This window comes from Pseudomonas sp. NBRC 100443 (assembly GCF_030268185.1).
Classification (GTDB): domain Bacteria; phylum Pseudomonadota; class Gammaproteobacteria; order Pseudomonadales; family Pseudomonadaceae; genus Pseudomonas; species Pseudomonas citronellolis.
Window position 1 is genome coordinate 119,140 of the sequence record NZ_BSQE01000014.1, and the last position, 13,775, is coordinate 132,914.

Annotated in this window: 12 protein-coding genes; 1 reads left to right on the forward strand and 11 read right to left on the reverse strand. The window is 69.0% G+C overall.

Annotated elements, in window-relative coordinates:
• The first annotated feature begins 132 nt into the window (after positions 1–132).
• Positions 133–1,698 (forward strand): alkyl hydroperoxide reductase subunit F, encoded by a 1,566-nt coding sequence (ahpF, locus tag QSJ95_RS19065; RefSeq protein ID WP_285644565.1) that lies wholly within the window; start codon positions 133–135, stop codon positions 1,696–1,698.
• A gap of 418 nt (positions 1,699–2,116) precedes the next feature.
• On the opposite strand, the gene cls is transcribed toward ahpF, so the two are convergent.
• The 11 genes from cls to choX form a co-directional block, all read right to left on the reverse strand.
• Positions 2,117–3,541 carry a cardiolipin synthase gene (gene cls, locus QSJ95_RS19070; RefSeq protein ID WP_009614345.1) on the reverse strand — a complete coding sequence of 475 codons (1,425 nt, stop codon included), beginning with the start codon at positions 3,539–3,541 and terminating at the stop codon, positions 2,117–2,119.
• 549 nt (positions 3,542–4,090) lie between these two features.
• A complete protein-coding gene (locus tag QSJ95_RS19075) occupies positions 4,091–4,339 on the reverse strand; it encodes a hypothetical protein (RefSeq protein WP_009614343.1) in 249 nt (82 codons plus the stop codon).
• Positions 4,340–4,474: 135 nt separating this feature from the next.
• On the reverse strand, positions 4,475–5,302 hold the full coding sequence (gene efeO, locus QSJ95_RS19080) for an iron uptake system protein EfeO (RefSeq protein WP_285644567.1): 828 nt from the start codon (positions 5,300–5,302) through the stop codon (positions 4,475–4,477).
• A gap of 29 nt (positions 5,303–5,331) precedes the next feature.
• Entirely contained in the window at positions 5,332–6,612 is a 1,281-nt protein-coding gene (gene efeB, locus QSJ95_RS19085) for an iron uptake transporter deferrochelatase/peroxidase subunit (RefSeq protein ID WP_269962004.1), read from the reverse strand.
• Between the two features lie 15 nt (positions 6,613–6,627).
• Positions 6,628–7,815, reverse strand: coding sequence for an iron uptake system protein EfeO (gene efeO, locus QSJ95_RS19090; protein ID WP_285644570.1), 1,188 nt, complete (start codon positions 7,813–7,815; stop codon positions 6,628–6,630).
• Complete coding sequence (gene efeU / locus QSJ95_RS19095) at positions 7,812–8,642, reverse strand: iron uptake transporter permease EfeU (RefSeq protein ID WP_043270199.1); 831 nt, start codon at positions 8,640–8,642, stop codon at positions 7,812–7,814. Before efeU ends, efeO (QSJ95_RS19090) begins: the two co-directional genes overlap by 4 nt.
• A 630-nt stretch (positions 8,643–9,272) precedes the next feature.
• Complete coding sequence (locus QSJ95_RS19100) at positions 9,273–10,202, reverse strand: alpha/beta hydrolase (protein ID WP_285644573.1); 930 nt, start codon at positions 10,200–10,202, stop codon at positions 9,273–9,275.
• Positions 10,203–10,204: 2 nt separating this feature from the next.
• Complete coding sequence (locus tag QSJ95_RS19105; RefSeq protein WP_043270204.1) at positions 10,205–10,675, reverse strand: thioesterase family protein; 471 nt, start codon at positions 10,673–10,675, stop codon at positions 10,205–10,207.
• Positions 10,676–10,761: 86 nt separating this feature from the next.
• Positions 10,762–11,727, reverse strand: coding sequence for an L-carnitine dehydrogenase (locus QSJ95_RS19110; RefSeq protein ID WP_285644575.1), 966 nt, complete (start codon positions 11,725–11,727; stop codon positions 10,762–10,764).
• Between the two features lie 109 nt (positions 11,728–11,836).
• Positions 11,837–12,724: a 3-dehydrocarnitine:acetyl-CoA trimethylamine transferase CdhC gene (gene cdhC, locus QSJ95_RS19115; RefSeq protein ID WP_276214243.1), complete on the reverse strand. Its 888-nt coding sequence runs from the start codon at positions 12,722–12,724 to the stop codon at positions 11,837–11,839.
• 75 nt (positions 12,725–12,799) lie between these two features.
• Entirely contained in the window at positions 12,800–13,738 is a 939-nt protein-coding gene (gene choX / locus QSJ95_RS19120) for a choline ABC transporter substrate-binding protein (RefSeq protein WP_061563151.1), read from the reverse strand.
• Positions 13,739–13,775: the final 37 nt, after the last annotated feature.

Sequence of the window (13,775 nt, forward strand, 5' to 3'; positions counted from 1 at the left end):
CAATCCGTTTTGCGCAATACCCCGAGGGTGCCTGCCGGCACCCTTCCTACCCCAAGCCCAAAGCGTGCCGTAGGGCGGGCCAGCGTGCCTGCCGGGGAACCCTTTTGCCCGAATTTCGTAGGAGCTGAATTCATGTTGGACGCCAATCTTAAGACCCAGTTGAAGGCCTACCTGGAAAAGGTCACCCAGCCGTTCGAGATAGTCGCGTCCCTCGATGACAGCGACAAATCCCGCGAGCTGAGCGAACTGCTGCACGACATCGTCGGCCTGACCGACAAGATCACCCTGCGCGAAGACGGCAGCGACGAACGCAAGCCGTCCTTCTCGCTGAACCGCCCGGGTGCGGACATCGGCCTGCGTTTCGCCGGTATCCCCATGGGCCACGAATTCACCTCCCTGGTGCTGGCCCTCCTGCAGGTCGGCGGCCACCCGTCCAAGCTCGAGGCCGAAGTCATCGAGCAGGTCAAGGGCATCCAGGGCCGGTTCGAGTTCGAAACCTACTTCTCGCTGTCCTGCCAGAACTGCCCGGACGTGGTCCAGGCGCTGAACCTGATGGCGGTGCTCAACCCCAACATCCGCCACGTCGCCATCGACGGCGCGCTGTTCCAGGACGAGGTGGAAAAGCGCCAGATCATGTCGGTGCCGAGCATCTACCTGAACGGCGAAGTCTTCGGCGCGGGCCGCATGGGCGTGGAAGAAATCCTCGCCAAGATCGACACCGGCGCCGCCGCCCGCGAAGCTGAGAAGCTGGCCGCCAAGGCAGCCTTCGATGTACTGGTGGTGGGCGGTGGCCCGGCCGGCGCCTCGGCGGCCATCTACGCCGCGCGTAAAGGCATCCGCACCGGCGTCGCCGCCGAGCGCTTCGGCGGCCAGGTGCTGGACACCATGGCCATCGAGAACTTCATCTCGGTAAAAGAGACCGAAGGCCCGAAACTGGCCCGCGCGCTGGAAGAGCACGTGAAGCAGTACGAGGTCGACATCATGAACCTGCAGCGCGCCAGCGCGCTGGTCCCGGCGAAGAACGCCGGCGAGCTGCACGAAGTGAAGTTCGAGGGCGGCGGCAGCCTCAAGGCCAAGACCGTGATCCTGGCCACCGGCGCCCGCTGGCGCGAGATGGGCGTGCCCGGCGAGCAGGAATACAAGGCCAAGGGCGTGTGCTTCTGCCCGCACTGCGACGGCCCGCTGTTCAAGGGCAAGCGCGTGGCGGTGATCGGTGGCGGCAACTCCGGCGTCGAGGCGGCCATCGACCTGGCCGGCATCGTCGCCCACGTGACCCTGCTGGAGTTCGACAGCAAGCTGCGCGCCGACGCCGTGCTGCAACGCAAGCTGTACAGCCTGCCGAATGTGGACGTGATCACCAGCGCGCTGACCAGCGAAGTGAAGGGCGACGGCCAGAAAGTCACCGGCCTGGTCTACAAGGACCGCAACTCGGAAGAGTTCAAGTCGGTGGAGCTGGAGGGCATCTTCGTGCAGATCGGCCTGCTGCCGAACACCGAGTGGCTCAAGGGCAGCGTCGAGCTGACCCCGCGCGGCGAGATCATCGTCGATGCGCGCGGCGAGACTTCGCTGCCGGGTATCTTCGCCGCCGGTGACGTGACTACGGTGCCGTACAAGCAGATCGTGATTGCGGTGGGCGAGGGGGCGAAGGCTTCGTTGTCGGCCTTCGATCACCTGATCCGTAGTTCTGCGCCGGCCTGATGACCTTGCGCTAGTAGAAGCGCCCGGCTCACTTGAGTGAGCTGGGCGTTTTTCTTTGTGGGTGTTTTGTCTGGGGTCGATGGTGTTCGGGGGTGTGTTCCCTCTCCCCAGCCCTCGGCTGCGCGCCCCGCCCTGAAGGGAGAGGGGGCTTGTCCGTGCCGAGAGGGGATTTGCTGTCAGCCGGGTGCTCGGTGCAGGCCGGCTAACGCCGAAGTGTCAGCGCGCTCCGAACGGTCCCCTCTCCCTTCAGGGAGAGGGTTAGGGAGAGGGCAGCGGCATCCCCGCCACACCAGAAACCACCGGCGAACACCTTCTCCTCGTAGGAGCGAGCTTGCTCGCGAACGGCTTGGCACCGGGGCCCGCCAGGTTCGCGAGCAAGCGTGCTCCTACGAAAAGCCTCCAGTCCAGCCCGCAAGCATCAAAGAATCGGCGAAACCAACCGCGCCACCCGCATCCCCAGCTGCTGCAACTGCCCGCTGCGCTCCGTGCCCAGCTCCACCGCCTGCTCGAAATCCGCCAGCAGCATGCTCTCCACGTCGCGGGCGAAGGCTTCGTCCACCGTCACCAGCATGATCTCGAAGTTCAGCCGGAACGAGCGGTTGTCCAGGTTGGCGCTGCCCACCGCGGCGCAGTCGTGGTCCACCAGCACCACCTTCTGGTGCAGGAAGCCCGGCTGGTAGCGGTACACCTTCACCCCGGCGCGCACCGCGTCCTGGGCGTAGAGGCTGGAGGCGGCGTAGACGGTGCGGTGGTCCGGGCGCGAGGGCAGCAGGATGCGCACGTCCACGCCGCGCAGCGCGGCCAGGCGCAGGGCCGAGCTGACCGCCTCGTCGGGGATGAAGTACGGGGTGGTTATCCACACCCTTTCGCTGGCCGCGTTGATCATCTCGACGAAGAACAGCGAGCAGGTTTCCTGCTTGTCCGCCGGGCCGCTGGCCAGCACCTGGCAGATCACCCCCTGCTCGTCGTAGCTGTCCGGCAGCAGCAGGGTGGGCAGGGCGTGGGTGGCCCAGAACCAGTCCTCGGCGAAGCACTCCTGCAGGCAGGCCACGGCCGGGCCGCGCAGTTCCACGTGGGTGTCGCGCCAGGGCGACAGCGGCGGCTTCTCGCCCAGGTATTCGACGCCGACGTTGTGCCCGCCGACGAAGCCGCGCAGGCCGTCGACCACCACCACCTTGCGGTGGTTGCGGAAGTTCAGCTGGAAGCGGTTGATCGCCCCGTGGCCGGTGCTGAAGGCCTGCACCTGCACGCCGCCGGCGCGCAGGCGCTCGACGTAGCGCCCGGGCAGGCCGTGGCTGCCGATGGCGTCGTAGAGCAGGAAGACTTCCACGCCGTTGGCCGCGCGCTCCAGCAGCAGCTGCGCCAGGCGCTGGCCGAGGGCGTCGTCGCGGACGATGAAGAACTGCACCAGCACCACCTGCCTGGCCTGGGCGATGGCCTCGAAGATGGCGTCGAAGGTGGCCTTGCCGTTGACCAGCAGGCGCACGTGGTTGTTCGCCAGGGTCGGCATGCGCGCCAGCGCGGTCAGGGCCTTGAGCGCCTTGTAGTTCTCCGACTGGCTTGCCGTAAGGGCCTCTTCCACCCAGGGCCGCCAGTCCAGCTCGGCGGCGGCCAGGTGCATCTCCTCGTTGGCCTGGCGCCGCGCGCCTATGTAGGCGTCGAAGCGGCTGCGGCCGAACACCAGGTAGGGCAGCAGGGTGAGCAGCGGCATGAACACCAGGGAAATGGCCCAGGCGATGGCGCCCTGCGCGGTGCGCACGGTGAGCACCGCGTGGACGGCGGCGACCACGCCGAGGATCTGGATGGCCACCAGGAAATGGGCGATGTAGGCGGAGTAATGCATGCGCGCGAACGAGTCCTTCTGCCGTGCGTGTTAGCGCAGCTTAGCCTCGCTCGGGGGGCCGCGGCCATCCCGGCAGTTCGCCACGCCAGGTTTCGTAGGCCTTGCCCAGGCGCAGCGAGCTCATGGGGGACTCCGGTAGGGAACCATGGCACGACCCTGGCCTATTGCGGGGAAAAGCGGCGTAGGGCGGATAACGCTCCGCGTTATCCGCCGTTTTGCCTTGGTCGACGAACGGGGGATTCAACTGGGCGGCGGGCTAGGTGATTTGGGAGAAGCCGGTGGTTTGGGGTGTTCTGGCCCACCCGTTGCCCTCTCCCCAGCCCTCTCCCTGAAGGGAGAGGGGGCTTGTTCGTGCCGAGAGGAGGAAGGGTTTCAGCTGGAAACCACAGAGCTGCCGGCTAACGCCGAAACATCAGCATCTGCCCAACGGTCCCCTCTCCCTTCAGGGAGAGGGTTAGGGAGAGGGCGCTCTTCAGGATAAGCACCGAAGCTACCGGCAGAACACCGTTCGCGAGCAAGCTCGCTACTACGAAGAGCGAAGAGAGCGAGTCAGGGCCGCGGCACCAACGCCGGCAACAGCTGCCGTGAGATCGCCTCGCGCACCGCCGGCAGCAGCGTCGCGTTGCCGCCCAGCATCTCTTCCACCAGCCGGCGCAGGGCCATGGAGCGTTCAGGGGTAAGGGCGCGCACCGCGTATTCGCAGGCCTGTTCCGCGGTGACGTCCGGCGGAACGGCGAAGCCCAGCGCCTGCAGGCGTTCGCGGAAATCGTCCTGGTCGATCAGGTCGGCGTGCATCATCGCGGAGTCCTCCATGAGGTTGGGCTTCCCCGGATTCTCGGAACAGCGCCGGCCGGGCGCAAGCACCCGGCCGGCGGAGTGTCCTTCACAGGCAAGAGCAGGTCGTTTTCCGACCGGGACGGCCCGCGACCGGCTTTAGTTCAGTCCCAGCTTGCCGCGCAGGGTCGAAAGGTCTTCCGCCAGGGTGTTGACCGGCCCGGCCAGGGCCTTGCGGTCCTTGGCGCTGAGCTTGTCGTAGGTCTGGTAGCCGCCGTCCCTGGTCTTGTACTTGGCGAGGATGCCGTCGACCGTGGCGAAGTTCTTCTCCACCTTGGCGACGAAGGCCGGGTCCTGCTTGGCCAGTTGCGGGCGGAACAGCTCGACGATCTTCTTGGCGCCGTCGACGTTGCCCTGGAAGTCGTACAGGTCGGTGTGGCTGTAGCGGTCTTCCTCGCCGCTGACCTTGGTCGCGGCCACTTCCTCCATCAGCGCGGCGGCGCCGCCGACGACTTTTTCCGGCGGGAAGGGCAGGCCTTCCACGCGCTTGCGCAGCTCGTGCACGTCGGCCATCAGCTTGTCGGCCAGCGGGCCGAGGCCCTCGGTGCTGTTCTTGGTGAACAGGCCGTACTCGATGCGGTGGAAGCCGGTGAAGTCCGGGGCGTCGACCTTCTTCTCGTGGTCGTCCTCGCGGGAGTCGATGGCGCTGTCCAGGTCGCTGAACAGCTCGGCCACCGGTTCGATCGACTCATAGAACACGCGGGTCGGCGCGTAGAGCTTCTTCGCCGTGGCCAGGTCGCCCTGCTTCACCGCGTCGGTGAACTGCTGGGTGCGCTTGACCAGCTCGTCGAGGTTGTCGGTGACGTAGAGCTTGTAGTCGGCGATGGGGCCGACCAGGTCCAGCGGCGAGCCGGTGGCGGCGAAGGTGGCCAGCGGCGCGGCGAGCAGGCCGAGGCTGAACAGCAGGGCGAGGGAGGTGCGTTTCATGTCCGATGGCTCCAGTGCGTTGTCGTCGTTCAGGCCAGCAGGCTGCGGCCGAGGAAGTCGTCCGGCCCGGTGACCCCCGGCAGGACGAAGAAGTAGCCGCCGCCTTGCGGTTTCAGGTATTCCTCCAGCGGCTCGCCGTTCAGGCGCGTCTGCACGGCGATGAAGCCGCGCGCCAGGTCCGCCTGGTAGCAGATGAACAGCAGGCCCATGTCCAGCTGGCCGTTGCTGGCCGCGCCGTTGGAGTAGTTGAACGGCCGGCGCAGGATGAGGTTGGCCTGGCTCTGCGCGGTGCGCGGGTTGGCCAGGCGGATGTGGGCGTCCAGCGGCGTGCGCTTGCCCTCGGCGTCGCGGGCGTAGTCCGGCACGTCGGTTTCCACCCGGCCGTCGTGGGGCGCGCCGCTGGCCTTGATCCGGCCGATGATGCTTTCCTGCTCCTGCAGCGGGGTGCGGTCCCAGCGTTCGACGAAGTTGCGGATGATGCGCACCGCCTGGTAGCTGCCGCCCGCCGCCCAGGCCGGCTCGCCGCTGCCGGGCTGCACCCAGACGATGCGGCGCATGGCCGCCTCGTCGCTGGAGTCGGGGTTGGCCGAGCCGTCGCGGAAGCCCAGGAAGTTGCGCGCGCTCTCGGTGGGCTGGCCGGGGCGGCTGGGCTGCACCGGCACGCTGCCTTCCTGTTTCCAGCGCACCAGCAGCAGGTCCGGGGTGTTCTTCACGATGTCGCGCAGGGCGTGGATGTTGGTGTCCGGGGTGTTGGCGCAGAACTGCAGGCACAGGTCGCCGTGGCAGCGCGCCGGGTCCAGGGCGTCGTTGGGGAAGCCGGCCATGGGTTGCAGGTGGCGTGGCTTGCGCGCCGCCAGGCCGAAGCGCTCGTCGAACAGCGAATCGCCCACGGAGACGGTGACGGTCAGGTTGTCCGGGATCACCACCGGGCCGAGGATGCCCGAGTCCAGCGGCGGCAGCTTGGGGTCGACCTGCTGCACCGCCCCGCCGGCCATGAGGAAGCGGATGCGCTCGTCGAGCACCCGGAACAGCCGCTCCAGGCCGGCGCGGTCGCTGGCCAGCACGTCGAAGGCGACGATCATCCCGGCCGCCGGGCGCGGCGTGACGATGCCCGGCTGGTGGCGGCCGAACCAGGCGTTGCGCTCCTGGGTGCGTTCGCTGGCCGGCGCGTGGGTGACGGCCGCGGTGTCGGCGGCCCGCGCCGGGCCCGCCAGGCTGGCGCCGGCCAGGGCCACGCCGGCGGCGCCGAGGCCGAGCAGCACGCGGCGGCGTTGGGCGTTGGCGGGGCTGTCGTCGTCGTTACGGTGCATCGGTACTTCCTCGGATCAGGGTTGGGCCAGGCCCAGGGCCGGCGCCATGGCGTCCAGCGCCTCGGCCAGGCGGGTGGCCGCGGCGGCCAGCTGCTGGCGCTGGGCGGCCGTGACCTGGTCGTAGGGCCTGCCGGCCAGTTGCGCGAGGCCGGTGTCGAGCGCCGCGGCGGCGGCGTCCAGGCGCGCGGGCAGTTCGGCGGCCTTGCGTTGCAGCAGCGGGCGCAGCAGGTCGATGACCTTGCGCGCGCCCTCCAGGTTGGCGGCGAAACCGGCCAGGTCGCTGTGGCTGTAGCGTTCCTCGTCGCCGTTCACGCGTTGCTCGGCCAGGTTGCGCAGCAGCCGCGCGGCGTTGCCGGAGAGCTGTTCGGGCGGCAGCGACTGGGCCATGAGGGCGTCCTTCAGGGTGGCGACGTCGGCCTGCAGTTGCGTGGCGACCGGCGCCAGGCCGGCGGTCGAGTCCTGGGCGAACAGGCCGTACTCGATGCGGTGGAAGCCGCCGAAGGCCGGGTCTTGCTCGCGCTGCTCGAAGGCGTCGGCGCGTGGGGCGATGCGGTTGTCCAGCTCGGCCAGGCGCTGGGCGCTGGCGGCGATGCGCTGGTAGGCGGCGCGGCCTTCCAGGTAGTGCGTGCGCGCGGCGCCGAGGTCGTTGGCCGCCAGGGCCTGACGCAGGGCGTCCAGGGCGCGTTGCAGCTGGCGCAGCTGGCCGGCCAGGTAGACGCGGTATTCGGCCAGCGGGGCGACGAAGTCCAGCAGCGGCGAGCGCGCCTGCCGGGCGGCGCTGGCGGCCGCGCTGGGGGTGACGTGCAGGCTGCCGTGGGGGTTGCTGAGCAGGCCGCAGGTGACCTGGTAGTCGCCGGGGGCGAGGTAGGCCGAGAGCGACTGGCTCATGCCCGGGGCGATGTTCTCGCGTTCCTCCACCACCATCACGCCGTCGAGGATTTCCCACTCCACCGCGCGGTCGGAGCGGTTGAGGATGCGGAAGCGCGCCTGCCCGGCCGGCACGCTCAGGGCGTTGGGCTGGCAGCCGTGGGGCAGCACCGTGACCTGCACTTCGTCGTTTTCCACCCTGGCCTGGTGGGCGTGGCGCGCGGCGTAGTAGAAGGCCGCCGCGGCGAGCACGGCCAGGGCCGCCGAGGCCGCCACCGCGGCGTTGAGCAGCAGGCGGCGGGCGCCCACCGGCGGCTGGGGTTCCGGCAGGCTCATTCGGCGGTGCTCCGGGCAGGGGCCGCGGGGCGCGGCGGCAGGAAGAACAGCGTCAGGCTCAGCGCCAGGTAGGCCAGCCAGGCGCCGAGGGTGCTCAGGGTGGGGCTCTGCTGGTAGCCGAACAGCCCGGCCAGCAGCGAGCCCAGGGCGCCGTCCTCGGGCAGGCTGGCGCCGCTGTCCCACAGGGGCGCCTGCAGCAGGTTCCAGACCCCGGCCTCGTGCAGCGAGCGCACCGCGTTGGCGAGGATGCCGGCGGCCACCACCAGGATGAACAGCCCGGTCCAGCGGAAGAAGCGCGCCAGGTTCAGGCGCACGCCGCCGCTGTAGATGCCGTAGCCCAGGGCCACCGCCAGCGCCAGGCCGAGCAGCGCCCCCAGCGGCGCGCCGGGGCCGTCGCTCTGCTGGAACACGGCGAGCAGGAAGAACACCGTCTCCAGGCCCTCGCGGGCCACGGCGAGGAACACCATGGCGATCAGCGCATAACCCTGGTGGCGGGAGTGGAAGGCCTGGTCCAGCGCGGCCTGCAGCTCGCCCTTGATGGAGCGCGCCATCTTGCGCATCCAGAACACCATGGAGGTGAGGATGGCCACCGCGGCCAGGCCCACCAGGGCCTCGAACAGTTCCTGCTGCTTCTGCGGGAACTCGGCGCTGGCCAGCTCCAGCCCGGCGCCGACGAACAGCGCCAGGGCGGCGGCGAGGAACACCCCGATCCACACCGCCGGCATCCAGTGCGCGCGCCCGGTGCGGCGCAGGTAGCTGGCGATGATGCCGACGATGAGCGCGGCCTCCATGCCCTCGCGGAGCATGATCAGGAAGGGGACCAGCATGGTTTCACCTGGGGCAGGGCCGCGCGGCGCAGGGGGCGGCGGCGGCTGAGAATGCAAACAAGAAGGATTCTCGATGTCGTCGCCTTAAGGATTGCTTAAGGGGCCGTGCCTAGTTTCGTTGCCTGTCCGCGGCGGATACGCGCACGTCGTTTTCGGCAAACCCGAAGTTGGCGAAGCAGCCACACTGGAGCCATACCGCTGCGGTCGATACCGAAGTAGGTGCTTGTCACACTGGGAGCCTTGACGGCTCGCTTTCGTCCCCTGTCGCGCGTCGGGCGCGGCGGGGGATTTTTTTTGTTCGTTCTGGTTGGCTTTTCGTAGGAGCGAGCTTGCTCGCGAACCAGGTCTCCCGGTGGTACTGGCGCGCTGGGTTGACTCCGCTCCCTCTCCCCAACCCTCTCCCTGAAGGGAGAGGGGGCTTGTCCGTGCCGAGAGAAGTGATGGTTTCAGCCGGAAACCTTCGGTGTTGCCGGCTGACTCCAGAACACCCGATTCTGCCCAACGGTCCCCTCTCCCTTCAGGGAGAGGGTTAGGGAGAGGGCGTTCTTCAGGATCTGCACCGAACCTGACCGGCAGAACTCCGTTCGCGAGCAAGCTCGCTCCTACGAAAAGCGGAAAAACCGCCTGCGCTCAATCCAGGCGCCGGGCCAGCGCCTCGAACAGTGCCTCGTACAACCTATCCACCTCCGCCAGTTCCCGCGCCCGCAAGCAGCCATGGACCAACCCCGGCCCGGGAAAATAGTCTACCTCCACCCCATCCCTGCGCAGCCGCTCGGCATAGCGCCGCCCGTCATCCCGCAACGGATCGAACTCGGCCACACCCACGAACGCCGGTGCCAACCCAGCGAAATCATGGGCCCGCAAAGGCAAGGCAAGAGGCCGATGCCGTTGCAATGGATCAGGCAAATAGGCATCGATGCACACCCGCATGTCGGCAGCGGACAATAACGGCGCATCCGCACACTCGACTCGCGAATCCGTAGCTTCGTCACCCAGCGCCGGATAGACCAGCGCCTGAACCCGCGGCTGCGGCTCGCCCGCGTCGCGCAGGGCCAGGCACAGGGCGGCGGCCAGGTTGCCGCCGGCGCTGTCGCCGGCTACCGCCAGACGGGTGCGGTCGAGGGGTTCGTCCAGCGCGCCGTCGCGCAGGGCGCGCCAGGCTGCCAGGCTGTCCTGCAGGGCGGCGGGGAAGGGGTGTTCCGGGGCCAGCCGGTAGTCCACAGCTACCACCAGCAGGCCCAGGCGGGCGGCCAGTTCGGCGCAGAAGAAGGCGTGGGAGTCGAGGTCGCCGAGCATCCAGCCGCCGCCGTGGAGGAACAGCAGCGCCGCCCAGCCCGTTGCCGGCGGTGTGCCCGCCGGGCGGAACAGGCGCAGCGGCGGCAGGCCGGCCAGGGCCAGGTCGCTCACCCGCAGGCCCGGCGGGCGCAGCGGGGTGAAGGCAGCGGCCATGCGCGAGTAGGCCTTGCGCTGCGCCGCCAGGGACGGATCGGCGCTGGCGAAAGCGCGGGTGCGCGCGACGAAGTCCGCCATGCCGGCGGACAGCGGGTACTCGCGCGCCATGCTCAGCCCGGCAGGCCGATCACCCGGCCGACGTGCGCCGGCCGCGGCAGGGCGCGGTGCGCCTCGGCCAGGGCCAGCACGCGCTCCAGCACCACGCCCTCGAAGGGCGCCGAGCGCGGGCCGTCCAGGCTCACGTGCAGCAGCATCTGTTCGCTGGCCGCCAGCGGTTCGTCCTCGCCGGGGCGGTGCAGCGTGTGGTGCACGTGCAGGCGCTTGCGGTCGTGGGCCAGCAGCTGGGTGCGCACTTCCACCGGCTCGCCCTGCTTCACCTCGTGCAGGTAGTTCAGGTGCACCTCCAGGGTGAACAGCGAGTGGCCGCTGGCCTCGCGGCCGGCGCTGTCCAGGCCCAGATGGTCCATCAGGGCGTCGGTGGCGTAGCTGAAGATCAGCAGGTAGTAGGCGTCGCGCAGGTGGCCGTTGTAGTCGGTCCACTCGGCCAGTACCGGGGTTTCGTAGGTTTTCAGGGTGGGCATGGGTGCGCTTCCGACAGAGCCCCTCTCCCCAGCCCTCTCCCGCAAGCGGGAGAGGGGGCGGTTCGGAGTGGGCGGATAGTCCGAGGTTAATCCACGAAGGCGAAGCCGTGGCGGGCCTTGGTGTCCTTGATGGCGCCGAGCACTGCCAGCAGGCAGTCGTCGCGGTAGCGTTCCAGCTCGGCGATGCTGCGCTTGCCCTGCTGCTCGGTGGTGCCTTCGACCACCTTGTCGATCAGCGATTCGGTCAGTTCCGGCGCCGGCAGGTAGGTCCAGGGCAGTTGCAGGGCCGGGCCGAACTGGGCCATGAAGTGGCGCATCCCGGCGTTGCCGCCGGCCAGGGTGTAGGTCAGGAAGGTGCCCATGAACGACCAGCGCAGGCCGGCGCCGAAGCGGATGGCGTCGTCGATCTCGCCGGTGCTGGCGACGCCGTCGTTGACCAGGTGCAGGGCCTCGCGCCAGAGCGCTTCGAGCAGGCGGTCGGCGATGAAGCCGGGGACTTCCTTGCGCACGTGCAGCGGGCGCATGCCCAGGCTGCGGTAGACCGCGATGGCCGCCTGGATGGCCGCCGGGTCGGTCTTCTGCCCGCCCACCACTTCCACCAGCGGCAGCAGGTACACCGGGTTGAACGGGTGGCCGACCACGCAGCGCCCGGGGTGCGTGGCGTCGGCGTAGAACTCGCTGGGCAGCAGGCCCGAGGTGCTGGAGCCGATCAGCGCGTTGGGCTTGGCGGCGGCGCTGATCTTCGCGTGCAGCTCGCACTTCAGGTCCAGGCGCTCGGGGGCGCTTTCCTGGATGAAGTCGGCGTCGCGCACGCATTCCTCGATGGTGTCGACGAACTTCAGGCGTTCCTGGGACGCGCCGGGCACCAGCCCGGCTTTCTGCAGCGCCGGCCAGGCGTTGGCCACGCGCTGGCGCAGGGCGGCCTCGGCGCCCGGCGCCGGGTCCCAGGCGACCACGTCGAGGCCGTGGGCCAGGGCGCGGGCGATCCAGCCGCTGCCGATGACGCCGCTGCCGAGGGCGGCGAAGGTCTTGATTTCGGTGATGTAGGACATGAAGGGCTCCAGCGGGAAAGGGGGATGGCCCGTAGGAGCGAGCTTGCTCGCGAACGGCTCCGCAGAGGACCCGGTTCGCGAGCAAGCTCGCTCCTACGAAAAGCGGGTTTCAGGGGCGGGGCTTGAGGTTCATCTTCTTGCGCCCCTCGGCCGGGGTCAGGGCGCGGCCGCCGAGGCGTTCGATGATCTCGATGGCGCGTTCCACCAGGCTGCCGTTGCTGGCGTGCACGCCGCGGTCCAGCCAGATGTTGTCTTCCAGGCCCACCCGCACGTTGCCGCCCAGCAGCATGGCCTGGGCGACCATGGGCATCTGCGAGCGGCCGATGCCGAAGCCGGCCCAGGTGATGCCTTCGGGGATGTTGTCGGCCATGGCCTTCATGGTGGTGGTGTCGGCCGGCGCGCCCCAGGGGATGCCCAGGCAGATCTGGATCAGCGGGTCTTCCAGCAGGCCTTCCTTGAGCATCTGTTTGGCGAACCACAGGTGGCCGGTGTCGAAGATTTCCAGCTCGGCCTTCACCCCCAGTTCGGTGATGCGCTTGGCGCCGGCGCGCAGCTGGGCCGGGGTGGAGACGTAGATGAAGTCGCCGTCGCCGAAGTTCAGGGTGCCGCAGTCCAGGGTGCAGATCTCCGGCAGCAGCGCCTCGACGTGGGCCAGGCGCTCCAGCGGGCCGACCAGGTCGGTGCCGGCGCCGAATTCCAGGGGCTGCTCGCCCTTGCCGATCTCCAGGTCGCCGCCCATGCCGGCGGTGAGGTTAATGATGACGTCGGTGTCGCTCTCGCGGATGCGCTCCACCACTTCGCGGTAGAGGTTCACGTCGCGGCTGGGCTTGCCGGTCTGCGGGTCGCGCACGTGGCAGTGGGCCACGGTGGCGCCGGCCTTGGCCGCCTCGATGGCGGCGGCGGCGATTTCCTTGGGGGTGACGGGGATGGCCGGGTGCTTGCCGACGGTGTCGCCGGCGCCGGTCACCGCGCAGGTGACTATGACTTCATGGTTCACGGTGGCTGTCCTTTCTTCAGGCGTACGGGGGCCCTGCGCGGCGGGCACGCCGCGCAAGGGTGGGGCGTTGTTGGCTTATTTCAGGCTGGCGACGAAGGCGGGTTCGGCCGGCTTGCCGTCGAAGGTGGTCACCCCGTCGAGCCAGGCCTTGAGCTGGTCGGGATGGGCCTTGAGCCAGGCGCGGGCGGCGTCCAGCGGCTGGCTGCGGTCGAGGATGGGTTCCATCACCTGGCTGACTTCCTGGCTGCTGAAGCGCAGGTTGTGCAGCAGCTTGGCGACGTTGCCGCACTGCGCCTGGTAGCCGGCGGCGGTCATGATGGAGACGGTGGCGGCGCCTTCGTTGGGGCCGAACACGTCGTCGCTGCCGGTGAGGTATTTCATGTCGATCTGCAGGTTCATCGGGTGCGGTTTCCAGCCGAAGAACACCACCCACTGCTGGCGCTTGATGGCGCGCTTGACCGCGGTGAGCATGCCGGCCTCGCTGGACTCGACGACCTGGAAGCCCTTCAGGCCGAACTTGTCCTTGGCGATCATGTCCGCGGTGATGCGGTTGGAGCCGCTGCCCGGCTCGATCAGGTAGATCTTGTTGTCCAGCTTGTCGCGGAATTTGGCGATGTCGGCGAAGGTCTTCAGGCCGCCGTCGTAGACGTAGGTGGGCACCGCGTAGGTGGACTGCGCGTCGCCCAGGGTGGCCGGGGTGATGACTTCGATCTGCTGCTTGTCCAGGTAGGGCTTGGCCACCGGCTGCATGGTCGGCTGCCAGTAGCCGAGGAAGACGTCGAGCTGCTTGTCGGCCATGCCGGCCAGGATGATCTGCTGCGAGGCGCTGGTCTGCTTGACCTTGTAGCCCAGGCCGTCGAGCAGGGCCTCGGCCACGGCGCTGCTGGCCACCACGTCGGTCCAGTTCACCGAGCCCATGCGCACGTTCTGGCACGACGCCGGCTCGGCGGCCCAGGCGCTGCTGACCAGGGTGAACAGCGCGGCGCAGGCGCCCGCTTTGATCGATAGCTTCATGACTTCTCCTCAAGGCCTTTGCGGCAATGGTTATCGT